The sequence below is a fragment of the Parabacteroides caecihominis genome (assembly GCF_023656785.1).
GTDB classification, from domain to species: Bacteria; Bacteroidota; Bacteroidia; order Bacteroidales; family Tannerellaceae; genus Parabacteroides; species Parabacteroides segnis.
The window spans coordinates 208,002-233,116 of sequence record NZ_JAMOKS010000003.1 but is presented as its reverse complement, the minus strand read 5'-3'; the positions used below and the strand labels follow the sequence as shown (position 1 = coordinate 233,116).

Here is a 25,115-nt window from a genome sequence, read left to right as displayed (position 1 = left end):
ATTGTTTTCAATCTCTGTCCTGATATAGCATGACCTTGTATCCGGATTTCAGATGCACCTTGACGGTACGCATCTTCTTGGCGATATACTGGCTCGTGCCTTGTATCAGCCCCTTGCCCAAGTCGGAGGCGAGCTGCGCCCCTGCGTTGGTGGAGATATTAATGCTGCTGCCCAGCGAGCCGCCCATGTTGGCGGCAACCTCCCTGACGGCGTTCATCTCCATCGAGTTTGGAATGAAGATGCCGGGCTGTCCGTCCGTGTCATACACCGCCAGTTCTACCGGGATAATCGTACCTGCGTACTCCAGCGAAGTAATTTCAATATCGAGTCGTTCGCCCTGAATCTTTGCCGTGCCTACCACCACTGCATTGCGGGGTATGATTTTGTCCGCCACTGCCATCGGCTCCAGCAGCCGTAATCTTACCGCCTGCCCGTCAGTCACACTCTGCGCCCCATAGACACACGCCGATATGGTGTTCCTGTCCGATACAGTCGTGACACCCACCGCCGTATTGAAACTGCGGTTGCGCTCCTGCGAGAAGGAGGCGACAAACTCAGCGTTGCTCATCGGCTGTGAGAGCGAAGATACCACCTGATGCGTTACCTGCCTGACAGGTGCAGCCGTGTTCTTTCCGGCTTTCTGCACGGGGTAAGGCTCTGCCGCCTGTCCGACAGGTGGCTGTGTGCCGTTCTGCCCGCCCATGTACTTCGCCGCCAGTTCATAGGACTTCTCCATGAGTGCCACTTGGTCATCCATAGCGGATGCCTTGCCTTTCTCGGTTTCCAGTTCCGATTCCAGCGAGGCGATACGCTCTAACAGTTCGTCCATTTCCGCGTTGTCGTTCTTCGGCTGCTCATAGAAGTTGCCGAGCGTGGTATTGAGGTCGCGGTAGGCAGCTGCGGAGGATTGGATGGTTTTCGGAGCGGATGATTTTGCTGTTGCATCTTCCGCATTTCCGGGATTAGCAAGGTCGAAGTCCCTGCCGCCGTCCGTTTCCGCCACCTCGCGGTCGAACATATCGCCCAGTTCCTGCATGGCGCGGCTGCGGTTCTCCTGCCGTTCCTCCATTGCTCCCTGTTCGTAGGCTTTCGCCTTGTCGCCGATGATCTGGCGGTTCGCCTTGTCAGCGTCGGGCATTTCGATGTTGTAACCACCCGTTCCCGGTTGCTGCTCCTTGTCGGAAGACGGGGCGAATATCAGCCACATAGCACCGATGAATACCAGCACTATAGCGGGCAGCACTATCATTTTCTGACGTTTCAGCCTTTGGGCTTCGGTCAGCGGCTTGCGCTCCTTCTTCGGTTTCCCGTTGTCGGGAGCCGCCTTGTTCTCGTTTTTAGGTTCATTCTTCGTCTGTTCCATATAAATAAGGTATTACATTATGATTGTTGTCCGGCTTTATGGACAGTTCCACCTGTCCGGCATGGTCTGTTACCATCCGGCTGCCGTCATTCCTGCCGATTTCATAGACGGCTTTGCCGAAGGTGTAGAGGGCAAGCACCGCAAAGGCGGCGAGCATCGCCAGCACGATGCGCCTGCGTGTCTTCGGGGGCAAACCGTCCAGATAGCCTTTGAGCCTTGCCACCAGCATTTTCTTTTTGTCGTGGAGCTTCCAGTACGCACGCCAAAATGATTTTTTGATTTTCTTCATGTCCGTTTACCTTTTGATGGTTTGTAAATCCTTGTTCTCGATGATGGTGAATCCCTCGATGGTGAAACCGTTGGGATTGTCGTCCGAACGGGACGAGTTCAAGAGGCGGCACGTAGTCACGAGGCTGCGCTCGGTGACGTTGCTCTGCCGGATGATCTTCTGCGTGGCGTAGGTCACGGCACGGTAGGGATAGCCGTTGAAATCGCACACCACGCTGTCCACCTTCAACACCTGATTGATGTTCCCGGCGATGATGCGGTTGTAGTACCCCTTCTCGGCAAAGTCCGAATAGTAGTTGTACACGCTTTTGTCCGCTAATAGCAGGGCGCGTTTCACGTTATGCTCTATCGCGCTCTTTTCGGGTGAGAGCGTGAAGAACAGCTCGTGGAAACGGCGCACGTGTTCCCTCGCTTCTGCCGGACGGTTCTGCGACAAGTCTTGCGAGAGAGCCAGCATCAGCGACTTGCCGTTGTCCAGCACGTAAATCTTTTCCCGTTGCCGCTCCGCGAAGCGGTAGGAACTCCACACGCTCCATACCGTTATTACGGCACACAACGAGAGGAAGACGATACCGAACAGGCGTATCTGCCTGAACGATGATTCGATGTTTTTAAGTGACTTAAATTCCATTGTTGTTTATTCGTTTTTAATTGTCAGTTGATTATTTCAGCAGCTTCCCGACACGTCCGACCACGTTTCCTGCGGCTGCGCCCGCCACGCTGCCCGCCATACTTCCGGCTCGTCCTGCCGTCTGGTTCACGTTGCGACCGTAGCTTCCCATGCCTCCGGCTTGGATAATCCAGCCTGCTACCGTGGGGATGGTGAAGTAACCAATGATGCCGATTATCATGAAGACGATGTACACCCCGTCGCTCGAATCCAGCGAGAAGTTCGGGTCAGCCTGCATCCGTTCGATGTCGCTTTGCAGCATCAGCACTTGTATCTTCGCCAGTATGGTGCTGAACATATCCGACACGGGCAGCCACAGATAGACCTGTATGTAGCGGCATATCCACTGTGTAAGCGTGCTTTGGAAGCCGTCCCACACCGATATGGCGAAGGCTATCGGACCGAGTATCGCCAGCACCACGAGGAAGAACGTGCGGATGGTGTCTATCACGAGGGCGGCGGCTTGGAACATCAGTTCCAGTATCTCGCGGAAGAAGTCGCGGATGCCCTTCTTCATGTTGTACATCCCGCGCTCGATGTACATCCCCGCCATCGTCACCATGTCGCCGGGCGACCAGCCCAGTTCTTCCAGTTGTTTGTCAAACTCCTCATTTGACACGAGGTAGGCGGTTTCGGGATTGCGCATCATCGCTTCGTACTCCAGTTTGTCCTTCTGCTCACGGTATCGGTTCATGTCCAGCGTTTCCGCCTCCAGCATCTTTGCCGTACCCTGCACGACGGGCGACATGATGCTGTTTATCGTACCCAGTACCACCGTCGGAAAGAACATGATGCACAGACCGATAGCGAACGGGCGGAGCATAGGGAACACGTCTATCGGTTCGGCTCTCGCCAGCGACTGCCATACCCGGTAGGCCACATAAAAGAGTGCGCCCAGCCCGGCGATGCCTTTCGCCACGCCCGCCATGTCCCCGCATAGCGGCATCATCTGTTCGTAGAGCGAGCGCAGAATTTGGTGAAGGTTGTCGAAATTCATAGGCTACCAATATCTTTCGTTCATGTTCCCGTACAGCCCCATGATGCGGTCAAGGTCGTTTTTCTTCTTCGCACGCAGGTAACTCACGCTAATGTTCTTGTTGGTGTAGTAGCTCACGAGGTTGCGGTAACGCTTCATTTTGGAGTAGCAGCGTTCCACCACGTCCATGCGCTCCTTGTCCGTCATGGAGAGCGTGGTGATATTCACCACATTCTTCAGTTCCGTCAGCACATCGTTGGATTCCTCCAATAACTTGGTGTAGCCAAAGGCGATGGCTCCCAGTTCCTCCACCGTGAAGTTGTCGTCACGCATCATCTTCTGGAAACTGGTCACATAGGTGTCGGTGATGTCACCCACCATCAGAATGGTCTGCTGCACCTTCCGGGCGTCCTTTACCAGATTGTTCACGGATTTGAGTGCGTCGTAATACTTCTTGCCCTGTTCGTAAATCTTCACGGTCTCTTGAAAATTTTTTATCATATTCTGGGCGGTCGTGGAAGTGTGTACCACGTTCTTCGAGGTGTTCACGATGCTCTGCGCGATGTTGGACGGGTCTATCACCGCCCACTGTGCGCTTGCCCTGCCGACTGCAAACAGGCACAGGCAGATAATAAGTGTTATTCTTGTTCTCATGTTACTTTGGATTTTAGTGGATTTCATTATTTATTGCTCGCCTATCGGATGGTCCGGTTTCGGGTTCACACGCACGTAGTCCCCGTTCGGCGAGAAGGTCAGGATGTCCGTCGCCTCGTTGTAGGACACGTCGATGCGGAATCCGGTGTTCATGAACAGATTGCCGTTCTCCTCCTGCAAGAGATAGGTTTCCGGCTTCAGCTTGCGGCGGATGCCGCTCCGCTTGAATACCGTCACCTTATAGGCTTCGCCCTCCTTGTAGATAAGCACGTCGGGCTTGCCCTCCACACTCTCCCAGTTTCCGCAAAGCAGGTCGCGTCGGTTGTCCGTTATGTCGCAGGATTGCAGCACCATGACCGCCAGCCCGATTAAACACTTGCTGACTTGCAGCATTTTCGTTCTTGATATACTCATACGCATTTTCTTTTTTAGTTGATGAATCTGTTTCTATTTATTCCTTTTTTCTCCGCCTTTCGGCAAGCTGCCGGATGACGGCTTCAATGTCGCCGCCCAACTGTTCCGCCAGACGGTAAACCTCTACTTTTTCCGTTTCTTCGGTGGTGTACGCCAGATACTCTTCAGCACTAACTTCGGTGGCATAGACTGCCGACTGCGTGCCGCCCAGTCCTATCCACACTTCCTTGTAGAGCCTTGACGGGTTGTTCGCCATGTTGATGGAGAGTATCTGCGACTTCTCTTTCTCCGTCAGACCCAACAGGGACTGTATGGCATCAAACTTGTTCATGTACTTCCGCTGGTCAAGGAGTATCTTGCAGTCGGAGTTGTTGATGATGCTCTCCTTGACGACGGGCGAGGAAATGATGTCGTCCACCTCCTGCGTCACCACGATTGCCTCCCCGTAATACTTGCGCACGGTCTTGTACATATAGCGCAGGTACTCAGCCATGTTCGCCGAAGATAGAGCCTTCCAAGCCTCTTCCACTATCAACTGTTTCCTTACGCCTTTCAATCGGCGCATCTTGTTGATGAAGGCTTCCATGATGATGATGGTCACCACAGGGAAAAGCTCGCGATTTTCCTTTATACTGTCAATCTCGAAGACGATGAACCGCTTGCCGAGCAGGTCGATGTTCTCCGTGGAGTTGAGCAGGAAGTCGTAGCGTCCGTCCCGGTAATACTGCCGCATGGTGGTGAGCATATTGTCGATGTTGAAGTCGGACTTCTCCACCTTTATCTCACGTTCCGCCAGTTCGCGGCGGTAGTCGTCGCGCATATACTCGTAGAAGGTGTTGAACGAGGGGACGATGCTCCGGTCAGCCCTGATACGCTCGATATAGGCGTTCACCGCACTGCCCAGTTCGCCGCTCTCCGTCTTCGTCACTTTGTCGTCCTCCGACTTCCAGAGCGTCAGCAGCAATGTCTTGATGCTGTCCTTTTTCTCCACGTCGAACACGTAATCATCGGTGTAGAACGGGTTGAACGAAATCGGTTTCTCCTCCGTGTAGGTGAAGTACACGCCGTCCGCCCCGTTTGTCTTGCACCGGATCATCTCGCACAAGCCCTGATAGGAGTTTCCCGTGTCCACCAGCACCACGTGCGTACCCTGCTCGTAGTATTGCCTCACGAGGTGGTTCATAAAAAAGGATTTGCCGCTGCCCGAAGGACCCAACACGAACTTGTTGCGGTTGGTCGTGATACCCCGCTTCATCGGCAGGTCGCTGATGTCGAGGTGCAACGGTTTTCCCGTAAGCCTGTCCACCATCTTGATGCCGAAGGGCGAGAGCGAACTGCGGTAGTTGGTTTCCTCCGTGAAGAGGCACACCGCCTGCTCGATGAATGTATGGAAACTCTCTTCCGCCGGGAAGTCCGCCGCGTTGCCGGGCATCGCCGCCCAGTAGAGCGTCGGGCAGTCGATGGTATTGTGGTGCGGCACGCACTCCATGCTTGCCAGCTGGCTGCCCACATCGTTCTTGATATGCTTCAGTTCCTCCGCGTCATCGCTCCACGCCATGACGTTGAAGTGCGCCCGTACCGAGGTCAGCCCGTAGGAATGGGCTTCGTTCAGGTACTGGTCTATCCACTCGCGGTTGATGCTGTTGCTCCGGCTGTATCGGGATAGCGACTGCATATTCCTTGCGGACTTCTCGAACTTCTGCAAATTTTCCTCGCTGTTGTCGATAATCACATACTGGTTATAGATGTGGTTGCAGGAAAGCAGCAGCCCCACGGGGGAGGCGAAGGAGAGGCGACAGTCCGAGCGGTCGGTGGAGAGTTTCTCGTAGCGGATGTCGGTAGCCACCTTTCCTGGCATATCCTCCGCGTCGGAGAGGGTGTGCAGGCACAGGCGGTTGTCACCGATACGCATTTCTTTTGCCGAGAGGTCGATGTCCTGCAAGGTCGTGTCGCCTTCGGGCATGAGCGAGAAGTAACGCTCTATCAGCCCGGCGGACTTCTCCGTCCCGACAATCTCGTCGGTGGAGAGGCGGCGCAGCCTCACAAAGCCGCTGTCGTTCATGATGCGCTCGAACTGTTCGGCGGCCTCCATGAACTTCCCGGCGGTTTCCTTGTCCAGCTCCTTCGGGATGATATGTCCCCGGCACAGCGTACTGAAGTTGCTCTGCATACGGTTACGTTCTTTCGTCGTCTTGGTCAAGTAGAGATAGCAGGAGTGTTTCAGGTACGGACGCTCGTTGAAGTGGCGTTCAAAGGAACGGCTCAAGAAACTCATGTCGTCCTTCTGTAACTCCGGCATATATTTCTCCTTGATGAACCAATCCTGCTTATGCACGACGCAGAAGTACGGCAGCACCTTGATAGCCTTGCACCAGCAGCCGTGTATCGCCTCGTACTCTGCGCCCGTCACGGTGTAAAGCTCCGGCAGTTCCACCTCAAAAGCCACCGTGATGTCGGCGTCTTTGGAGATGATGCAGCCATGCTCCACCGCCAGCAGGGGGAACTTGTTTTCCAGTGTTGTCATTTTGGATGTATTTCTCATGTCGTTTCTTCCTTTCGTTGCCGTTTGAGTAATCGGGTGATCCGCCGTCGGTTGATAAGGTATCGGGGATGGCTCCTTGCCGCTCCCAATTTCATCAGCCCGTGTTCGCCGTACCGGGCGTTCAGCGCGAAGGTCTGCCATACGAGGACGGAAGACGATGCCGCGCCGAAGCCGATACATATCCACTGGTCGATGCCGACCATATAGAGGATGACGAACAGGACGAAGAGAGCCAGCAGACCTCCGCAGAAGATGAAGAGGTACTGAGCCTTCAAACCCTTGAACTCGACCGGACGGCCGATACCCTTGTTTATCGGGTATTCAGCCATACATTGTTTATTAAAGGAAGAATGAGCGCAGGATAGTGGCGGCGACAATCAAGAAGATACAAGCCCCGAACCACGAGGCGGCGGTCTTCGAGGTGTCCGGGTCTCCGGACGAGAATTTTCCGTACACTTTCACGCCACCGATAAGCCCGACTACCGCGCCGATGGCGTAGATTAATTTCGTGCCGGGGTCGAAATACGAACTCACCATAGAGGTGGCTTCGTTGATGCCAGCCAGACCGTTTCCCTGTGCGAAAGCGGAGGCGGTTGCGGCAATCATAAGTGCCGCAGCGATGATTAACTTTTGTCTGATGTTCTTGTTCATAAACTGTTCTTTTTTGTGCCGTCCAAAGGGTGGATAGTCCTTTTTCGGGCGGTTGATACTTGATTACTTTACTTTGGTTTTAGTGGTTGCCCGTTTGTTTCTACGGACTTGGGGCTGTCCGTTGCGGGTTGGCTGTACCTTGTACCGCCGTGCGCGTGGGTGTCGTCATTTTACGTTTTCATTTCCATTCTTTTTTAGTTGTTATACATAGTTTCGGAAGTCGAACTCCTCGATGTTGTCGGGAATCACGAACACCTTTTCCTTTTGTTGTGTCACGGTCATGTTCACCGTGTCCACGAAAACTGCCATCGCCTTTGCAATCCTCTCGCTCATTGCTTCATCGGTCAGGCGTTCCGTTATTCTTGTGAAAAGCTCTGTCCCGTCCAGTTCCGTCATGACCTTTCCGGCGTGTCGCATTTCCTCATCGGATGGTGATTCCTTCCGTATGGTGTGTACTGCCATGTCAATATCCTCGAAGCTACTTCCCGAAGCCTGCTTTTTGTCTGGTTCTTCATCCTCCGGTTCATCTTCTCCGTACTCCAGTTCCGAGGGCGGGATGCTCGTGAAGGTTTCATCGAGTTTGTCCTCCGGTACTTGTGTCGGGCGTGAGACGGTTTCCGTGTTTCCGTCGTCAAAAGTAGCCTCTTCCTCCGACAGCTCAATGCCTTTTTCCGAAGTGGCGGCTTCTTGCGTCGGTATGGCAGCGGTTGTCCGGGTCGATGCCATCTTGAAACGGCTCTTGCCAATGATGTCCGAGGTGTCTGCGTGAGGTATTTCCTTATCCTTTCCTTGCTCTGCCACCGTACTGTCCAATGACCGCCACAGCCCGGCAATATGTCTGAAGAAACGGATGAGCTTCATGTCCATGATGCGGTCATAGAACAGCAGAAACAGAAACCACACGTTGCAAGCAACCGATACGATTAAAAACGCCTTTGTCATAATCTTACTTTTTGGGCGTTTTCAATCTGTTCCATGTACTGCTGCCCGTATTGTCGGAAATGGTCGCGGAGGATGTTATCCACAAACTTGCCGATGCTCAAACCGTTTCCCATCCGACTGGTAACGATAGCGACTTTCTCATGAATTTCTCGGCTGATGTATATACATTGCCGCGTTTTGATTTCCGATGCTTGCAGGAAAGTCGAGAGCGGTTTGTCTCTGCCTTTATCCTTGCGGAAGTCAACGTCGGTATTTTCATGCCCGTAGTCGGTTACACACTTTGCTGCACGGACAGCGGTTCTTTCACTCTTTCCTGTTTGCAGATACTCAGCCTGACGGTTCTTATTTGTTCTTTTCATACTTCTTTGTTGTTTTTGAGTGTTTATAAATTATAGGATTCCATGTGCCGTTTGAACGATTCGGCTATCTCGTCTTGGAACAGCGTGAAATGGTGTGTCAGCACGTTGTCAAGAAATGCCGCGATAGTCACTTCGTTGCCTCCGATTACATGAAGCATCTTCTGTATGCGGTCGTGGTACTCCTTGCGGATATAGACCTGCTTGCCGAGCCTTGCCGTGATATTGGAACCGCATATGAATACTGTGTCATAATCCAATTTTTCCGGCTTGCTGTTCCTGCGCCTGCGTTCCGGCTCCTCTTTGGAGTGCGAGGCGGGTGGAGAAACGGCTTCTTGTATCGCTTCTTTCGGAGGTGGGACAGGAGCGTTCCCGTCCGTGCTTCTCGCTTCCGGCGGAATGCTTGTATCGTCCAGTCGAAATGAGTTGATTACGGCTTCGCTGTCGATGTCCTCGATTCTTGTTTTCTTTGCCATGCCGTTCAGTTTTTGATGATGCCGAGAATCTCATCGACGAGTTTGTCGAGGTTGCTGCCGCGTACCAGTATTTTGTCCGCCGGAAACGCCGTGGAGCGGAATACCGCCTTGCGTTCTGCCGCCGTCTCCTTGCGGAAGCGCTTACTGTCCGGTAGATGTGTTTCCAGAATGGGCAGGGCGAACTCGGCACAGACCTTGTCGTATGCCTTGTAAAGTTCAGTCTTTTCGCGTCCGTCCACCATGTTCCACACGAGGTAAATCCCTTTGATGCCGGACTTGCCCGTGCTTATCATCTGTTCGTTGATGACAGTGGCGAACTTGATGGAACTCTCCATCACCACACGGTCGGCGATGATGGGCGTGAAGATATAGTCCATTTGGGAAATGGTCTGCACCACATCGGCATTGTTGATTGTTCCCGGCAGGTCGAAGAACACGAAATCGAGGTCGGGCTGCGCTGCCACCAGATTTTCGGCGGTCTTTACCGCATCTTCCGCACGGCTGCATCTGATGGTGTACGGGTTCTTCTTCAGTCGTTTGAGCTGCTCATACGCCAGCACCTTGTAATGCCCGTCCTCCATGACGGCTTTCATGTCACGCTTGCGCATGTCATGGATACTGTACTGCGGGAAATCGCAGTCCACCACGGCTACGTTGTAGCCTTTCACATAGTGCAGATAGCTTGCTACAAGCACTGTCAGGGTTGTCTTACCCGCTCCACCTTTCTGCGTGGAGATTGCCACATAAGTTGCTTCTTTCATTTTTTTGATAATTTATTTGGTTATACATCTGTCCGGTGGCGGTAGCGTATTGTCATTAGTACGTACGCACGCACTCCCATTCATTTATTTATTCACTCCTTAATCCGGCTGTGCCTGCGGGTATTCATCGGTTTGTCCAACCGTCCATGCTTTTATCCGTCCGCACGGACGTGTGCTTGGAAAACTATCTGAATACATACACCTGTTTTCAACCGTTTGGATTGATGCCCGGATTGCTGTCCGAACATCCGGCGGAAGGAGTGTATTTTCAGTCCCACATCCGAATCACACTGCAAATAAACAAGGATATTTTGGAACTTGTATCACTTCTCCGGCAAGTGGCAGCACGTTGCGCCGGTTGGCACTGATTGTCCGGGTCAAGCCTCTGTCGGACATCGCCTTAAGGGCGTAACTTTGCACCCGAACGGCAGGGTACGCCGCAGGTAGCGCAGCCCGGAGTTTGAAAGGAATCATCCCCAATCCGTCCCCGACGGATTTTTATGTTCACCTGAACATAGCAAGATGTCTTTTCAGCCGCTCAAAATATTTTGAGCAGCCACGAAAAGCACTTGCCCTTGCAGGGGGCGGGCTTTCCCTCCGAAGTCGGGAAGCCTTTCAGAACTGCGGTGCTGTAATCCGAAGCGGCGGCTTATGCCGTCAATCCGCTAAATCCAAAGTAATATGAAAGAGAAAAGGAAAAGCAAATCAGGGAGAAATCCCAAACTTGATCCGGCGGTGTACCGGTACACCGTCCGTTTCAACGAGGAGGAACACAACCGTTTCCTCGCCATGTTCGGAAAATCGGGTGTCTATGCACGGTCTGTTTTCCTCAAAGCGCACTTCTTCGGGCAACCGTTCAAGGTGCTGAAGGTGGACAAGACGTTGGTGGACTATTACACCAAACTGTCGGATTTTCATGCACAATTCCGTGCCGTGGGTACGAATTACAACCAAGTCGTGAAGGAACTGAGGCTGCATTTTTCAGAGAAAAAGGCGATGGCGTTGCTCTACAAATTAGAGCAACACACCGTCGAACTCGTGAAACTGAGCCGCCGGATTGTGGAACTTTCAAGGGAAATGGAGGCAAAATGGTCGCAAAAATCAGTGTAGGAAGTTCGTTGTACGGCGCGATTGCCTACAACGGGGAGAAGATTAACGAGGCGCAGGGGCGGCTTCTCACCACCAACCGCATCTACAATGACGGTTCGGGAACGGTGGACATAGGCAAGGCGATGGAGGGTTTTCTCACCTTCCTGCCACCGCAGATGAAGATCGAGAAGCCGGTGGTGCATATCTCTCTCAACCCGCACCCGGAGGATGTGCTGACCGATATTGAGTTGCAGAATATCGCCCGCGAGTATCTGGAAAAACTCGGTTTCGGAAACCAGCCTTATCTTGTATTCAAGCACGAGGACATCGACCGCCACCACCTGCACATCGTGACGGTCAACGTGGACGAGAACGGGAAAAGGCTCAACCGGGATTTTCTCTACCGCCGCAGCGACCGTATCCGCAGGGAACTGGAACAGAAGTACGGATTGCATCCGGCAGAACGTAAAAATCAGAGATTGGATAATCCGTTGCGCAAGGTGGCCGCATCGGCAGGTGATGTGAAGAAGCAGGTAGGCAACACCGTGAAGGCTCTGAATGGGCAGTACCGTTTCCAGACGATGGGCGAATACCGTGCGCTCCTTTCCTTATATAATATGACGGTGGAGGAAGCGAGGGGCAACGTGCGCGGACGGGAGTATCACGGGCTGGTCTATTCCGTCACGGACGACAAGGGTAACAAGGTGGGCAACCCGTTCAAATCCTCGCTTTTCGGGAAGTCCGCAGGCTATGAAGCCGTACAGAAGAAGTTTGTCCGTTCCAAATCGGAAATCAAGGATAGGAAACTGGCAGACATGACGAAACGCACCGTCCTTTCCGTGCTGCAAGGCACTTATGACAAGGACAAATTTGTATCCCAACTCAAAGAGAAGGGCATCGACACCGTACTGCGCTACACAGAGGAAGGGCGCATCTATGGGGCTACCTTCATCGACCACCGCACGGGATGCGTGCTGAACGGTTCGCGCATGGGTAAGGAGCTTTCGGCGAATGCCTTGCAGGAACACTTCACCCTGCCATACGCCGGACAACCGCCGATACCGCTATCCATCCCTGTGGATGCTGCGGACAAGGCACACGGGCAGACCGCCTACGACAGTGAAGATATATCGGGCGGTATGGGCTTGCTCACTCCCGAAGGTCCGGCGGTAGATGCCGAGGAAGAGGCTTTCATCCGGGCGATGAAGCGCAAAAAGAAGAAAAAACGCAAGGGCTTGGGTATGTAATCAGAGTATCAACAATTAAAAAATCAATGTATGTCACAACAAGAAGACGATTTGAGGGCATTGGCGAAAATCATGGATTTTCTGCGTGCCGTGAGTATCATTTTAGTGGTCATGAACGTGTACTGGTTCTGCTACGAAGCCATCCGGCTGTGGGGCGTGAACATCGGCGTGGTGGACAAAATCCTTCTGAACTTCGACCGCACGGCGGGGCTGTTCCATTCCATTCTCTACACGAAGCTGTTTTCCGTCCTTTTGCTTGCCTTGTCCTGTCTGGGTACGAAGGGTGTCAAGGGTGAGAAAATCACTTGGGGGAGAATCTGGACAGCATTTGCCGTCGGGTTCGTGCTGTTTTTCCTGAACTGGTGGTTGCTGCCCCTGCCGCTGCCGCTTGAAGCGGTGACGGGACTGTATGTCCTTACCATTGGAACGGGCTATGTCTGCCTGTTGATGGGTGGTCTGTGGATGAGCCGCCTGTTGAAACACAATTTGATGGAGGATGTTTTCAACAACGAGAACGAGAGTTTCATGCAGGAAACGAGGCTTATCGAAAGCGAGTATTCGGTCAATCTGCCGACACGTTTCTATTACAGGAAACGCTGGAACAACGGTTGGATCAATGTAGTTAATCCCTTCCGTGCGTCCATCGTGTTGGGTACGCCGGGCAGCGGCAAGTCCTATGCCGTGGTAAACAATTTTATCAAGCAACAGATTGAAAAGGGCTTTAGTCAATACATCTACGATTTCAAGTATCCCGACCTATCTACTATTGCCTACAACCATTTGCTGAACCACCCGGACGGCTACAAGGTAAAGCCGAAGTTCTATGTGATCAACTTCGACGACCCGCGACGCTCTCATCGGTGCAATCCCATTCACCCGGATTTTATGGAAGATATTACGGATGCCTATGAGAGTGCCTACACAATAATGCTCAACCTCAATAAAACGTGGGTGCAAAAGCAGGGCGACTTCTTCGTGGAGTCACCTATCATTCTGTTTGCCAGTATTATCTGGTATCTCAAAATCTATCAGAACGGGAAGTTTTGCACGTTTCCCCATGCTATCGAGTTTCTGAACCGCCGTTACGAGGATATATTTCCGATACTGACCTCTTATCCGGAGCTGGAGAACTACCTTTCGCCGTTCATGGATGCGTGGCTTGGAGGGGCTGCGGAGCAGCTCATGGGTCAGATAGCGTCGGCAAAAATCCCGCTTTCGAGGATGATTTCACCGCAGCTCTACTGGGTGATGTCAGACAGCGAGTTTACGCTGGACATCAACAATCCCGAAGAGCCGAAAATCCTCTGCGTGGGTAACAATCCCGACCGTCAGAATATCTACGGTGCGGCACTCGGTCTGTATAATTCCCGTATCGTGAAGCTCATCAACAAGAAGGGGATGCTGAAGTCATCGGTCATCATCGACGAGTTGCCCACAATATACTTCAAAGGGTTGGACAATCTTATAGCTACCGCCCGAAGCAACAAGGTTGCCGTGTGTCTGGGCTTTCAGGATTTCAGCCAGTTAGTGCGTGACTACGGGGACAAAGAGGCGAAAGTGGTGATGAACACTGTCGGCAATATTTTCTCCGGTCAGGTGGTGGGGGAAACAGCCAAGACGCTCTCCGAGCGGTTCGGTAAGGTGTTGCAGAAACGGCAGTCCATCTCCATCAACCGGCAGGATGTTTCCACCTCCATCAACACGCAGATGGACGCGCTCATTCCACCGAGTAAGATTTCCGGGCTTACGCAGGGAATGTTTGTCGGTTCTGTATCCGACAACTTCAACGAGCGTATCGAGCAGAAGATTTTTCATTGCGAGATTGTGGTGGATGCCGAAAAGGTGAAACGGGAAGAAAGTGCCTACAAGAAAATTCCCGTCATTACAAACTTCACGGACGAGGACGGCAACGACCGCATGAAGGAAACGGTGCAGGCGAACTACCGGCGCATCAAGGAAGAGGTGAAGCAGATTGTGCAGGAGGAACTGGAGCGTATCAAAAACGATCCGGTGCTGTGTAAACTGCTACCAGATAATGAGACTGTCTAACAAGTCCCCAAAATTGAAAATTATCCCTATCGAAGTTTGAAGTGACCCCCAAAAGTTGGATACAATTTTTTTGGGGGGCACTTCAGTTCTGACGGGTAAAATCGTAAAATTCGGACTTGTTAGACAAATACTTACGCGGTTTCAACCTCAGGTACTGAATCTATCGAATTGACAAATTTAACCAATTGCGGATCTGAATCTTTTTGTATGAGGTTTCGGAGACTCTTTTTCAATTCATAAGCATCATCCCCTGCTGTATTTATTAAATCCATATAAAAATCTTTGTTTTGCAGAATCAATGAACGGCATGCCCCATCGGAAATTACAGGTTTCACTATTTTATCAATAACGTCTCCAGCTTGACTTTTCAAATTACCATGCGATCTAAGCCATGTTTCGAAAAATTGAAACTTTATTGCATTGATAGTCTTTTTACCGATGCAGAAATCATTTCTTATATCGGTAACTGTCGATTTAATTTTTCGTTTATCCAATCTTTCAACTATATTCTTGAAACAATTAGGGAAAGGATTCAAACTTTGAGTTCCAGAAGCAATATCCATCAGAATCTTTTTGCCAAATTCAGTCAAGTTATCTGGCAAGGATTTGATTTTAGCCAGTAAATGTTTTATTGCGACAAACCAATAATATGATGTATGTGCTGTTCTTTGGGCGTATAATGTATCAACACTTATTTCAGACAACGCTTCGAACGCTATTTTATTGATATGATCGGTCAGGACATTGCTTATTTTAGTGGTCAAATCGTAAAAAGATGCGTCAGGAATTACATCTTTAATATTGTTCTTAGTGATATACTTATCCAAATCGGTATTCCACTCTGCTAAATGCTCGATAAATACCTCATCCGTTACACCTATTCTGTTCTTAATATCTTCAAATTGGGGCAATATGTCTGAGAGCAATAATTTATAGCCAAGTTTATGATTTACCATGTATTGTAGTGTTTCATTTAATAGCGGTATATTCCATCCCACACTATTTACTAATAAGTCTCCATGATCCACATAATAGTCCATGAGTTCTGCAACATATTTTATATCTCCACCCTCTATTAAGGAAACGGAATGACCATGTGCCAATTGCATGGCGACTAAATCGTAATATCCAGACTCTTTAATGTTTCGGCCATCAGTTTCTAATTCAGAATGCAACTGATTTATGTAGGTTGAATCTAACGTTACAGGTAAAGGTCTTTCTTCGTCAGATGCCAATAAACGATAGGTTGTAAATATAGCCCCTATATTATCTTTATTTACATTCTGTTCATCAATGCAATTCGTGATCGCTTGCAAAAGCGTTGGAAACGTATAGGTAGAATTATCTTTTAACGTTTTTACAATATCTGCATGGTCGAAATTATCGGGTAGTAAGTTTGCCAAATAATTATCGAGCGCCTCCGAATTTGTTGCTACTTGATAATATTTATATGCTTTAGTTGTCGCGTTATCCCGATAGGCAGCATCTGTTGCATTTGCAGCTTGAATATAATCGATAAATGTATTTGGCTTGACTGTTTTTGCTTCAATCAATGACGTAAAATCGCACGCCAACTTATTTTGCGCAATAAACCTGTCTATTGCATCTAACGTTTTGAAATAGTCGCCGCCATTGAAGTCATTGAACCGAACTATCTTCTTATATAATTGAGCAATCACATGGTTTTGGCTTTCCGTGTCTAAATGCAACAGCAGTTCTTGGTATTCGACAGGGAACACCTGCTTCTCTATGGATTCTTTTAATTTCAATTGTGCTATTCTTTGCCATACACGCAGAATAACATCGCTCTTTCGAGTTAATTTATGCAAACAATGTATAATCTTATCGATAAGCGCATTGTCCATACATTGTATAACTTCTTCTAATACAGTGTCAAATTGTTTATTAGTCTCTGCATATTGATTTATGTCGTGGTCTTCTTCTCCGTTGATGCAGCCTTCAATATATTTTTTCAATGGAATTTGTCGAGCATCTTCAACATCGACACCATATACCAAAGCTGCAATTTCGCGTTGTGTTTGCAGATCATTGTTAATTATTGTTTGAATGCCATTCAGATAGTCGCCGGACAATATTTGTTCTACTGGATTTGCCAGAATATCCGTCTTCTTCAAACAGAACAATGCTATGTTTATCATCAAAATTTCGTTACACCACTCTTGTTTAAGAGCGACCATCTCATTGATATATGATATAATTTCCCTAACATTGGCATTAGGATTTACCAATCTGAATATCCGATTTATAGTTTCTTTCGCTTCATTTTCTGTTTCTCCAAATGCTTCAACAAACAGTTTGTTGAATATACTTCGATAGTCGGTAATAACAGGAGGAGCAACACGATAAACAATAGGGAAAGTTTTATTGATAAAATACTTGGTCAGTTGTTTCGTTTGTTCGTCGGTCTCATCTCCGAATGCACAAGCTAAATGTGTTTCATCGAAAGGAATAACAGCCCAAACATTTTCAAAACCGCTATCGGCGAAGAACGTATGGATAGAAGACCATAATTCTTTTACTTTTTCAGCGGGGAGACGATCCATGTTGTCAAAAACAAGGACTAATTTACGTTGTCCTTTTTCCTTGATAAAATCAGAAATGTCTTGCATCCATGTTTTGAACTCGTAAACCGTTGGTTCGTCTTCGCTCAAAGTCTCATAGCAAACGTCCTTTTCGACTTTATCTTGATAAATAGCTAACATATAACTCCATCCATATTTATGATCTTTGCTATATGCCCATTTCCAAACGCACAATGCAATAAGAACTGGCAGTGCAGCTATGATAATAGACAATAAAGAAAACCACCATGTTGTGGGTGTAGGTTTTACTGCATACGCAATAAATGTAAATATCGGAGTTAAAACTGCAACCAAAAATGCCGCAACCATACCATTACTGATAAGGGGATATTTTTCGGTTACGGTCTCCGTTTTACGGGCTAATAAATATTTCAGCTTTTCAGACCATGATACGGTTTTCGTACCTCCACCTTTGACTTTTATTGTTGCATTTCCAGATAGGATACCATCATCAATAAGTTTGCTTGTAAGCAATTCCAATATAGAGCGGCGTTGCAAGTCCTCTTGATGTCCCCATGCGTCATACTCAAAAAAGTAATAGTCGTCTGATAATTCACGTTCCAACATTTTAACCACGTTGGATTTTCCAGATCCCCAAATACCTTCGATGCCGATAATTCGAGGTAAAGTACATTCCTCATCCAATGAATCATTCTGACAAAAATGGCGAGCAATAGTTTTTGCCAACCTTTCTTGCGAACCTCCATCGAATTTGTCAATACCACACGGTTTATTTTGGATAAACCGCGGATATTGCTGTTTGGATTGTAGTTTTGTTTCCATATACGTAATTTATTGATTATACGAACTCCAAATAATTCTCCCGATTTACCACATGAAACTCGGCATAGGGATAGGCTTCTTGGAAGGCTTTCGGTGCGGCCGGCATTTTATTTCCCCACTTGAACTCCAAGGCGGTAAGACTGTCGGCACTCTCCTCAATCAGGTCGATTTCCTGTTTGTCGTAGGTGCGCCAGAAATAGAACTCCCTGTGCAGTCCCTCATTGAAGTTCGCTTTGCGCCGCTCTCCGATGATGTAGTTCTCCCACAGCGCACCGACATCCTGCCGAATGGCCAGCGGTGAGAAAGCCCCGATAATGGCATTGCGAATGCCGTTGTCGTAGAAGTACCACTTGCCAGCTTTTGTAACCTCCTTGCGTAGGTTACGCGAATAAGCCCCCAGACGATAGATAACGAAGACCTTTTCCAATAGGTCGAGGTATTTTTCAACGGTCGTCTTGCTCATGCCGAGTTGTTTACCTAACTCTTCGTAAGAAACTTCGCTGCCCAACTGAAAAGCTATCAATCGCAGTAGATCGCGCATCTTGCTCGAATTTTTTAAGCCGTCAATTGCTAAGATATCTTTAAGCAGGTATGCACCGACAATATCACGTAGGTAGTCTGTTTTACGTTCATAGTTCTCCATCATTACTACTTCGGGATAGGAACCGTAAATCAAGCGCGCTTCGAGGTTCTGGCGGGTTTCAAGTGCCGTTTCCGTCTGTGCGATTTCCCGTTGCGAGAATGGTGTAAGGAGAAATTGCGTACTGCGGCCGACCAACGGTTCACCAGTCTTATTCAGCAAATCGAATGACGAAGAACCACTTGCCAAGACACTTATTCCCGGTATTTCATCAACTATCAACTTCAGAATACTACCGATTTGTGGTATGTTCTGTGCCTCATCAATAGCCAGCAAATCAATACCATCCAATAAATGCCGATAATTGGCTATTGAGCGATTCTCCAATAGTGCTAATGTGTCGTAGTCTTCGCCGTTGAGCATCATCGTCCTACCTGAATAGTTGTCCACAATTTTACGCATCATTACCGTTTTACCAACACGGCGAGCACCAAAAATCAGTACTGCTTTATTGGGCGCGATTCGTGCTGTAATCTTCTCTTGAAGTATTCTATTTACTGTTTCCATACCTTATAAAATATAATGCAAAGATAATCATATTTTTTTAATTGGCGAATTTTACAAAAAAAACGGGCTATTAAATGGCGATTTTTACAACCACAATCTTATGGAAGTTGTTTCATTGTTTTTAGTAATGATATATGTTCATACTATGATGACTCAATAATTTACCAGACATACGTTTCTGAAATTTGTCCTTATAGGAATGAAAAACTCACATATATTGTGCTAATTAATATATAATTAAATGAAAATAAAAAGACAGGATACGAGTATTCCTGTCTTCTCATATGTAATGGATATTTTTTTATTTTCTCATCCGCTCCAACTCCTCATCACGCAACATTCTCTCGTTCAGTTTTTCCTGCATCCTGTCAATGAAATAGGTGCGGCTTTCGTTCTTCCGGCGTTTGATATCAGTGTAGAAGCGGTAGCAGTCTTTAGAATCAACCCCGAATATCTTATAGAGAAGTGGGGCGAGCTGTTTGAGCGGCATATTGCCGTTGTTGATGCAGCCCATCACGTCTATGCCGTAGATAAGTTCCACGAGGTCGATGGCATTGCCCGTCCATTGAAGAAGGCTGGCGGTGGTTTCTGTTGCGTTGTTGGCGGATATTAGTGGTGGCACTTGGGGCGTGGCAAGGAATTTCTGCATCTTTCTTACGAAAGACAGAGCCTTGCTGACGTAGGCGGCAATCTCTCTTTTTTCTTCTGACAGATTACGTACGGGATGGTGCTGCAACTCGATTTCGATGTAGGCAAGCGCGATGACGGTAAGGTTCATGTCCATGCCGCCGTTGCACAGTTCGATCACTTGGGTGGCGAAAGCCGTGTATGCCGTTTCCATATTGCAGTCGCCGGCTTCGTTTATCAGGCGGAAAAAGTCGGTTTCCGCCAGCAAGAAATAATTCATGGTTCTGTCAATTTTGAAAATTACACTTTGTTTTCTGCGTGCGCACATGAATATAATTGGCAAAAAACGCGGCAGAAAATAAAAAATCCAACACTCAATTTTACAAAGTGCTGGATTTCAGAGGTATAAAATTCAGTATTTTTTCACAAGGACAAATTATCTCCGACTTAAATTGTTTGTAATCGGAACATTTATTCTATTCCTGAAAATAGAAATGTATGCTTGCCGCACATTTTGGCTATCTTGCTTTTTTATCAAGGATATAGATAATGCGACATACACCGTTGGGATAGCTTTTCAAAGAGGAAAGCGTCCAGTGTTGCTCTGGCAGAGCCGACTTAAAAAAATGTCGTCCGCTTCCGGATATGAAAGGAACGGTGTATAGTATGATTTCATCCACAGCGTGCATCCGCAGCAGTCCGTTTATATAGTCTGCCGTGTCCGGTGTGGCTTCCGCGAGGTAACGGATGTTTGTGCAGTCTTTTCTCCATTCGTGCAGCATTGAAATGGAATAGTCCGGTGTCACACGGTAAAAGGCTTTCTTCCTGATTTCATCAAGACCGCAACGGTCAAGGCACAAATCCTGATGTGCTTTATCATATAACTCTGAAGAAAGACATCCGTCCATCGTCAGTACGGCGAGAATCTGAACTTTACCCATAATCGTTTCCTTTCGTTAGGCAAGGGTAAAAAAGTAGCGTGCAATTCACACTACCTTCAAGCGATGGCTCTGGTAAAGCCTTTACGGAGAGTACGTGAATGCACGCTATGCGTAAGCATAGCATAAGCATCACGCAATCGTCTCCGTAGTTCCAATTTACCAGATTTTCGCTTGAAACGCCTTGCGGTCTTATCCTATATGTTGGCGGCGAAAAGCTCCTGCCAATCGCCGTTTTTCTCAAATGTTATGCAAAGATAGCCAAATTCAGTGAATTACGGGCTATGATTGCTTGAATTTATATTTAAGTCCATACTCTTCAAGTTTGCTGTATAGTGTTGTCCTGCCTATGCCGAGCAGTTCTGCGGCGACACTCCGGTTGCCGTTTGCCTGTTTCAACGCACGCAATATCCGCTCCTTATCCTCCGCGTCATTGCGCAAGGCGAAGCTGACAGTAGAGGTCGGTTTCGTCACGGCAAGTTCCAGATGCTCTTTCATGACAACACCTTCCTGCGCCTGCAATACAGCACCCATAACTTTCTGCCGAAGTTCCCGCACGTTGCCCGGCCATGCGTGTGTCAGCAACGCTTTACGTGCTTCGGAACTGAACCCGCTCACGCTACACTCCAGCTCTCTGTTTGCCATATCACGGAAGAACTCTGCCAGCGGCATAATGTCTTCTTGACAGTCACGCAACGGAGGAACGGTTATCCCGAAGTCGTGCAGGCGGTACAGAAGATCCTGCCGAAAACGCTTTTCATTCACCGATACCTCCAAATCTTCATTGGTAGCAGCGATGATGCGGACATTGAAATTCCGGTCTGCCTTGTCTCCGACCGGGCGATACCGCCTCTCCTGTATGGCACGGAGCAACATCCGCTGCATTTCCATCGGCAGGTTGGCCACTTCATCAAGAAACAATGTACCGCCATTGGCTTCTTGAAAATACCCAACATGGGTAGAATCTGCTCCTGTGAATGCACCTTTGATGTGTCCGAAGAATGCGGACAGTGCCAATGTCGGGGACAACGAACCACAGTCCACCGCCACGAAAGGCTTATCCGCACGTTTGCTCTGTGCGTGGATGTGTTGGGCAATATGTTCTTTGCCCGTACCGTTCTCACCTAATATCAATACACTCATACGGGTGGGTGCAACCAACCGGACACGCCGCTTGATTCCTTGATATGCCGTACCTTGCCGGACAAATATCGGGACTTGTTTGTTCCTTTTCTGTTCCTGTGCTTTGTGTATGGAGCGGATGAGAGGAACAAGCCTGTCCTCTACCAATTGCTTGGGAATATAGTCGGCGGAGCCGAGTTTCATACTTTCCACTGCCGTATGCACCTCGGCGTAATCGGTCATGATGATGAACGGCTGCGGCTTCCCTTCCTTGCGCATCCAACGCAACAGGTCGACACCCTCACCATCAGGTAGACGCAAGTCGGCAAGCACAGTATTATCTTCCTCTGCCTTTGCCAGCAATTTCTTGGCGGTAGAAAGCCGATACGCCTGCATGGTGTCGAAGCCGCCTTTCTTCAAGAAGTTGCAGACATAATCGTTATAAACGGGATTGTCCTCTACTACAATTACCTTCATAATCCGTCTTCCTTTCGTTTTTTAGCCTGTTCCACAATCTTGTCACCCATTGCCAATACTGCATTCACGGTGTGTTGAATCTCGTTATCGGAACATTCCGTGTCTGAATGCAGAAGTCTGTGCAGTTCCCATAGTGGTTTGTCCGCACGGATTACTGCCCACGAACTGCGTAAACGGTGTACCTGCATATCCAATTCTTTGCGGTCACACCGCTCTCCGGCATCGCTAATGGCTTGCATGTCCTTTTCCGTTTCGGTTTTCAGTTTGTCAAGCATAGTCACCTTGTCACCATACGCCAATAAAGAAGAAAGGTCAGGTTGTTTCTCTTTGTTATTTTTGACAGAAGATACTGAAAGGCATTTGCCCGACACCGCCAGCAGTTCCGACAGGCCGAACGGCTTGAACAGGCAGGCGGAAAAGCCATGAGCCAGCAGTTCTTCTTCGGTGCAGCTTCCCGAAGCAGTGGCGACAATCACAGGGATGGTCTTCGAGTTGCCGACGTGGGACGAGCGCAGCAGTTCCAATACCTCAAAGCCATTTATTTCCGGCATCTTCAAGTCTGTAATCAGCAGGTCGTAGTCCTTTGTCCGCATGGCTTCCATGAGGTCGCTTGTATTAGTGCACACATCACAACGGATACCGTAATGGGCATACATATCCATTGCCATCGAAAGAAGAATGTCGTTGTCATCCAACATAATGACCGAATAGGCACGTTCAGAATAAGGATATTGTTCTTGCACTTCTTTCTTTTCGATGACAGCAATATCAGCGGTTTGCATGGGTATTTCTATCGTGAAACGACTGCCCCGACCTTTCTTGCTTTCCAATCGGACAGTACCGCCTAACATATCCACGATGCGTTTCACGATGGATAATCCTAATCCGAAACCGTCCTGCGTGGCGGCGTTGGAGAGCCGTTCAAATGCTCCGAACACCCGTTGCTGTTCTTCTTCGCTCATACCGCTGCCTGTATCTTCCACCACAATGGAAAGGTTATTGCCGTTGTAGTCCATGCGGAGCGATACGCTTCCGGCTTGCGTGAACTTGATGGCATTGGATAACAGGTTTGCGGAAACCTGCATAATGCGCTCCTTGTCGCCCATGAGGATAACATCGGTATTGCATTCCACCGTCAAACACAAGTCCTTTGTCTCTGCCAATGGAGCAAATTCCGCCGATAAAGCGTCTGCCATGCCCTGCAAACGGAACGGGGAAGTATTCGCACTCTCCTTTCCACTATCCAACCGAAAGAAGTCAAGCAGCGTGTTCAACATGGCAATCATTCGTTGCGATGCCTGCCGGATATTGCCCGAATAGCGTTCCGTCTGCGTTGCATTTTCTCCGTTGGCTATCAGTTCCGCATAGCCGTGTATGGCGGTCAGCGGTGTACGCAGTTCATGAGTAATGGTGTGCATGGCTCTCTTGCGTGAGGAAATCAGTTCCCTGTTTCTCATATCCGATTCATGGAGTTGCCTTATCAGATTAACGGTCTTTGCCTTATACCGCTTTATGCGGCGTATGTCCCTGTGGATGATGATGTATGACACAACCAAAAGAAGAAAAAGAAATCCTGTCAGCCCTCCGATTTGAAAGAACGAGCGTTCACGCATGGCGGTTATCTCTGCCTCACGCTTTTGCAGGTCACGTTCTACTTTCCTGTCCATCTGCCCGATAAGCGATTGCAGTTGTCGATTCAATTCGCTGTTGCGCATGGCGAGGCTGTCGGCATGTTCCGACAAGCGGCGGCTTTGCGCCTGTTGTTGTGTAATCTCCTTGCGGTTCAGTGCATGGAGCATGGAGGTTGTGGCGGTCGGTTTCGACTTTTCTTTCTTGCCGAACAAGCCTAAGAAACCTTTGCGCTTCGTTTTCTTAGGCTGTTCCTGTGTGCTTTTTGCCGCAATGAAGGGTACACGCTTAGCAATTTCCCGATTCAAATTTTCCTGTTTATTCAATACTTCCACAATGCTACAAAGCAAATTTTCCTTGCTTTCTAACAAATGACGCACACTGTCTATCCGCTCTGCCGGATAAACGGTTTTGAAACGGCACAGCAGACTATCCACCGCCATGCGCCGGATATGGTAATGCTCCAAATCCTCGTCTTCCCACTCCAACACACTTTCGCCCAAAAGGGAAAGCCCCGTCATTTCCCCATAAACAAGATGCACTTCCTGACGAAAAGCATTTATACGTCGGTTCTCCGTTTCCAATGCTTCAATCTCTTTCCATTCATAAAACCACAGGTACATGATGCCGACTGCCAGCAGGCACATCAATAAATAACCTGCGGCAATCAGCGTGCGGAGAAATTTTGTTCCTATGGTACTTCTCATTTGATTATTCCTTTTTAATCATGCAGCCCGTAGTCCATCTAAAACCACAGGCTGCATACATTATAGCAATCTTTGTCAGCAATGACATTATCCCAAAGGATTGTCACCATCTTCGCCATTACCGGAACCGTCTGTGCTTCCGCCACCCTGCGCCGGGTCATCGTCCTTCGCATCGGCAGAAAGTTCAATCCATTCCAAATCATCGCTGTCCACAAGGGCACGGGTGTAGGTCTTGTTCGACAGCCGCTCCCGTTCGGGTGTGAACTGCACGCGCACCGCCTGCACCTGCTTGTCGAAGTCCGCCAAATCCTTCACGCCCTTCGTGTCGAGCGTGTAGCGGAAATAGCCCAGCCCCTTGATGTGGACGCTCTTGCCCTGCGCCATGCGCGTGTGCATCACGCCTGCGATGTCGCCCAACACGGCTTGCACGTCACTGTTACTTACTGTGAAGATTTTCGTCAAATCCTTTGCTATGGTCTCCGTTTCCACGGGCTTGCCCTGCACTACGGCTTGGGGATAGTAAACGCCCTGTTGCTTCTGAAACGCTTTTTCCCCAAAAGGCATAGTCTTACGTTTTTAATTGGTTGATGAATAATGTTTATTG

The 25,115-nt window shown here is 48.9% G+C and carries 24 protein-coding genes; 4 read left to right on the top strand and 20 right to left on the bottom strand.

Features of this window, described 5'->3' with window-relative positions; translation table 11 throughout:
• Nucleotides 1-7: 7 nt before the first annotated feature.
• The 13 genes from traM to NBH14_RS03470 form a co-directional block, all read right to left on the bottom strand.
• On the bottom strand, nt 8-1,363 hold the full coding sequence (gene traM / locus NBH14_RS03530) for a conjugative transposon protein TraM (RefSeq protein ID WP_032595739.1): 1,356 nt from the start codon (nt 1,361-1,363) through the stop codon (nt 8-10).
• Nucleotides 1,344-1,652, bottom strand: coding sequence for a TraL conjugative transposon family protein (locus tag NBH14_RS03525; RefSeq protein WP_004308924.1), 309 nt, complete (start codon nt 1,650-1,652; stop codon nt 1,344-1,346). The genes traM and NBH14_RS03525 overlap by 20 nt, the downstream gene beginning before the upstream one ends.
• Before the next feature lie 6 nt (nt 1,653-1,658).
• Nucleotides 1,659-2,282, bottom strand: coding sequence for a conjugative transposon protein TraK (gene traK / locus NBH14_RS03520; RefSeq protein WP_004308925.1), 624 nt, complete (start codon nt 2,280-2,282; stop codon nt 1,659-1,661).
• Between the two features lie 31 nt (nt 2,283-2,313).
• Nucleotides 2,314-3,318: a conjugative transposon protein TraJ gene (gene traJ / locus NBH14_RS03515; RefSeq protein ID WP_004308926.1), complete on the bottom strand. Its 1,005-nt coding sequence runs from the start codon at nt 3,316-3,318 to the stop codon at nt 2,314-2,316.
• 3 nt (nt 3,319-3,321) lie between these two features.
• Nucleotides 3,322-3,951 carry a DUF4141 domain-containing protein gene (locus NBH14_RS03510; protein WP_004308927.1) on the bottom strand — a complete coding sequence of 210 codons (630 nt, stop codon included), beginning with the start codon at nt 3,949-3,951 and terminating at the stop codon, nt 3,322-3,324.
• Nucleotides 3,952-3,981: 30 nt separating this feature from the next.
• The gene (locus NBH14_RS03505) at nt 3,982-4,365 is read right to left on the bottom strand and encodes a DUF3876 domain-containing protein (RefSeq protein WP_004308928.1); all 384 of its coding nucleotides are present in this window, start codon (nt 4,363-4,365) and stop codon (nt 3,982-3,984) included.
• Nucleotides 4,366-4,402: 37 nt separating this feature from the next.
• Nucleotides 4,403-6,907, bottom strand: coding sequence for a TraG family conjugative transposon ATPase (locus tag NBH14_RS03500; RefSeq protein ID WP_005827325.1), 2,505 nt, complete (start codon nt 6,905-6,907; stop codon nt 4,403-4,405).
• Nucleotides 6,904-7,236 carry a DUF4133 domain-containing protein gene (locus NBH14_RS03495; protein ID WP_004311206.1) on the bottom strand — a complete coding sequence of 111 codons (333 nt, stop codon included), beginning with the start codon at nt 7,234-7,236 and terminating at the stop codon, nt 6,904-6,906. Before NBH14_RS03495 ends, NBH14_RS03500 begins: the two co-directional genes overlap by 4 nt.
• A gap of 10 nt (nt 7,237-7,246) precedes the next feature.
• Nucleotides 7,247-7,558, bottom strand: a complete 312-nt coding sequence (locus NBH14_RS03490) for a DUF4134 domain-containing protein (protein WP_004311205.1) — start codon at nt 7,556-7,558, stop codon at nt 7,247-7,249.
• 201 nt (nt 7,559-7,759) lie between these two features.
• Nucleotides 7,760-8,500 carry a hypothetical protein gene (locus tag NBH14_RS03485; protein WP_032595736.1) on the bottom strand — a complete coding sequence of 247 codons (741 nt, stop codon included), beginning with the start codon at nt 8,498-8,500 and terminating at the stop codon, nt 7,760-7,762.
• Nucleotides 8,497-8,886, bottom strand: coding sequence for a DUF3408 domain-containing protein (locus NBH14_RS03480; RefSeq protein ID WP_299338276.1), 390 nt, complete (start codon nt 8,884-8,886; stop codon nt 8,497-8,499). The genes NBH14_RS03485 and NBH14_RS03480 overlap by 4 nt, the downstream gene beginning before the upstream one ends.
• Nucleotides 8,883-9,332, bottom strand: a complete 450-nt coding sequence (locus NBH14_RS03475) for a DUF3408 domain-containing protein (protein ID WP_004311202.1) — start codon at nt 9,330-9,332, stop codon at nt 8,883-8,885. The genes NBH14_RS03480 and NBH14_RS03475 overlap by 4 nt, the downstream gene beginning before the upstream one ends.
• A 5-nt stretch (nt 9,333-9,337) precedes the next feature.
• On the bottom strand, nt 9,338-10,093 hold the full coding sequence (locus tag NBH14_RS03470) for a ParA family protein (RefSeq protein ID WP_005643916.1): 756 nt from the start codon (nt 10,091-10,093) through the stop codon (nt 9,338-9,340).
• 170 nt (nt 10,094-10,263) lie between these two features.
• Between NBH14_RS03470 and NBH14_RS28765 the strand changes: the two genes are divergently transcribed.
• From NBH14_RS28765 to mobC, 4 genes are all read left to right on the top strand, one after another.
• Nucleotides 10,264-10,461 (top strand): hypothetical protein, encoded by a 198-nt coding sequence (locus NBH14_RS28765; protein ID WP_431849728.1) that lies wholly within the window; start codon nt 10,264-10,266, stop codon nt 10,459-10,461.
• A gap of 313 nt (nt 10,462-10,774) precedes the next feature.
• Nucleotides 10,775-11,203, top strand: a complete 429-nt coding sequence (mobA, locus tag NBH14_RS03465; RefSeq protein ID WP_004291488.1) for a conjugal transfer protein MobA — start codon at nt 10,775-10,777, stop codon at nt 11,201-11,203.
• Nucleotides 11,182-12,429, top strand: a complete 1,248-nt coding sequence (mobB, locus tag NBH14_RS03460) for a conjugal transfer protein MobB (protein ID WP_004291483.1) — start codon at nt 11,182-11,184, stop codon at nt 12,427-12,429. Before mobA ends, mobB begins: the two co-directional genes overlap by 22 nt.
• A 30-nt stretch (nt 12,430-12,459) precedes the next feature.
• Entirely contained in the window at nt 12,460-14,478 is a 2,019-nt protein-coding gene (gene mobC / locus NBH14_RS03455) for a conjugal transfer protein MobC (RefSeq protein WP_004291482.1), read from the top strand.
• 131 nt (nt 14,479-14,609) lie between these two features.
• Here the strand turns inward: mobC and NBH14_RS03450 are convergent, their stop codons facing one another.
• The 7 genes from NBH14_RS03450 to NBH14_RS03420 form a co-directional block, all read right to left on the bottom strand.
• Complete coding sequence (locus NBH14_RS03450; protein WP_004291481.1) at nt 14,610-17,864, bottom strand: P-loop NTPase fold protein; 3,255 nt, start codon at nt 17,862-17,864, stop codon at nt 14,610-14,612.
• Nucleotides 17,865-17,880: 16 nt separating this feature from the next.
• On the bottom strand, nt 17,881-19,011 hold the full coding sequence (locus tag NBH14_RS03445; RefSeq protein WP_004291480.1) for an ATP-binding protein: 1,131 nt from the start codon (nt 19,009-19,011) through the stop codon (nt 17,881-17,883).
• 301 nt (nt 19,012-19,312) lie between these two features.
• Nucleotides 19,313-19,918, bottom strand: a complete 606-nt coding sequence (locus NBH14_RS03440) for an RteC domain-containing protein (RefSeq protein WP_004304269.1) — start codon at nt 19,916-19,918, stop codon at nt 19,313-19,315.
• Nucleotides 19,919-20,156: 238 nt separating this feature from the next.
• A complete protein-coding gene (locus tag NBH14_RS03435; protein ID WP_004291474.1) occupies nt 20,157-20,579 on the bottom strand; it encodes a dihydrofolate reductase family protein in 423 nt (140 codons plus the stop codon).
• A 279-nt stretch (nt 20,580-20,858) separates the two neighbouring features.
• Nucleotides 20,859-22,175: a sigma-54-dependent transcriptional regulator gene (locus NBH14_RS03430; protein ID WP_117588719.1), complete on the bottom strand. Its 1,317-nt coding sequence runs from the start codon at nt 22,173-22,175 to the stop codon at nt 20,859-20,861.
• A complete protein-coding gene (locus NBH14_RS03425; RefSeq protein WP_117588718.1) occupies nt 22,172-24,511 on the bottom strand; it encodes a hybrid sensor histidine kinase/response regulator in 2,340 nt (779 codons plus the stop codon). The genes NBH14_RS03430 and NBH14_RS03425 overlap by 4 nt, the downstream gene beginning before the upstream one ends.
• An 87-nt stretch (nt 24,512-24,598) precedes the next feature.
• Nucleotides 24,599-25,075: an HU family DNA-binding protein gene (locus NBH14_RS03420; protein WP_117588717.1), complete on the bottom strand. Its 477-nt coding sequence runs from the start codon at nt 25,073-25,075 to the stop codon at nt 24,599-24,601.
• Between the last annotated feature and the right edge of the window lie 40 nt (nt 25,076-25,115).

What these genes read in the sequence shown, in the direction of transcription:
- mobA (WP_004291488.1), top strand. Translation starts at nt 10,775, where the DNA reads ATGAAAGAGAAAAGGAAAAGCAAATCAGGGAGAAATCCCAAACTTGAT.
- NBH14_RS03420 (WP_117588717.1), bottom strand. Translation starts at nt 25,075, where the DNA reads ATGCCTTTTGGGGAAAAAGCGTTTCAGAAGCAACAGGGCGTTTACTAT.
- mobB (WP_004291483.1), top strand. Translation starts at nt 11,182, where the DNA reads ATGGTCGCAAAAATCAGTGTAGGAAGTTCGTTGTACGGCGCGATTGCC.
- NBH14_RS03475 (WP_004311202.1), bottom strand. Translation starts at nt 9,332, where the DNA reads ATGGCAAAGAAAACAAGAATCGAGGACATCGACAGCGAAGCCGTAATC.
- NBH14_RS03525 (WP_004308924.1), bottom strand. Translation starts at nt 1,652, where the DNA reads ATGAAGAAAATCAAAAAATCATTTTGGCGTGCGTACTGGAAGCTCCAC.
- traJ (WP_004308926.1), bottom strand. Translation starts at nt 3,318, where the DNA reads ATGAATTTCGACAACCTTCACCAAATTCTGCGCTCGCTCTACGAACAG.
- NBH14_RS03495 (WP_004311206.1), bottom strand. Translation starts at nt 7,236, where the DNA reads ATGGCTGAATACCCGATAAACAAGGGTATCGGCCGTCCGGTCGAGTTC.
- NBH14_RS03445 (WP_004291480.1), bottom strand. Translation starts at nt 19,011, where the DNA reads ATGGAAACAGTAAATAGAATACTTCAAGAGAAGATTACAGCACGAATC.
- NBH14_RS03450 (WP_004291481.1), bottom strand. Translation starts at nt 17,864, where the DNA reads ATGGAAACAAAACTACAATCCAAACAGCAATATCCGCGGTTTATCCAA.
- NBH14_RS03440 (WP_004304269.1), bottom strand. Translation starts at nt 19,918, where the DNA reads ATGAATTATTTCTTGCTGGCGGAAACCGACTTTTTCCGCCTGATAAAC.
- NBH14_RS03505 (WP_004308928.1), bottom strand. Translation starts at nt 4,365, where the DNA reads ATGAGTATATCAAGAACGAAAATGCTGCAAGTCAGCAAGTGTTTAATC.
- NBH14_RS03485 (WP_032595736.1), bottom strand. Translation starts at nt 8,500, where the DNA reads ATGACAAAGGCGTTTTTAATCGTATCGGTTGCTTGCAACGTGTGGTTT.
- NBH14_RS03500 (WP_005827325.1), bottom strand. Translation starts at nt 6,907, where the DNA reads ATGAGAAATACATCCAAAATGACAACACTGGAAAACAAGTTCCCCCTG.
- traM (WP_032595739.1), bottom strand. Translation starts at nt 1,363, where the DNA reads ATGGAACAGACGAAGAATGAACCTAAAAACGAGAACAAGGCGGCTCCC.
- NBH14_RS03425 (WP_117588718.1), bottom strand. Translation starts at nt 24,511, where the DNA reads ATGAGAAGTACCATAGGAACAAAATTTCTCCGCACGCTGATTGCCGCA.
- mobC (WP_004291482.1), top strand. Translation starts at nt 12,460, where the DNA reads ATGTCACAACAAGAAGACGATTTGAGGGCATTGGCGAAAATCATGGAT.
- NBH14_RS03430 (WP_117588719.1), bottom strand. Translation starts at nt 22,175, where the DNA reads ATGAAGGTAATTGTAGTAGAGGACAATCCCGTTTATAACGATTATGTC.
- NBH14_RS03490 (WP_004311205.1), bottom strand. Translation starts at nt 7,558, where the DNA reads ATGAACAAGAACATCAGACAAAAGTTAATCATCGCTGCGGCACTTATG.
- traK (WP_004308925.1), bottom strand. Translation starts at nt 2,282, where the DNA reads ATGGAATTTAAGTCACTTAAAAACATCGAATCATCGTTCAGGCAGATA.
- NBH14_RS03510 (WP_004308927.1), bottom strand. Translation starts at nt 3,951, where the DNA reads ATGAGAACAAGAATAACACTTATTATCTGCCTGTGCCTGTTTGCAGTC.
- NBH14_RS03470 (WP_005643916.1), bottom strand. Translation starts at nt 10,093, where the DNA reads ATGAAAGAAGCAACTTATGTGGCAATCTCCACGCAGAAAGGTGGAGCG.
- NBH14_RS03435 (WP_004291474.1), bottom strand. Translation starts at nt 20,579, where the DNA reads ATGGGTAAAGTTCAGATTCTCGCCGTACTGACGATGGACGGATGTCTT.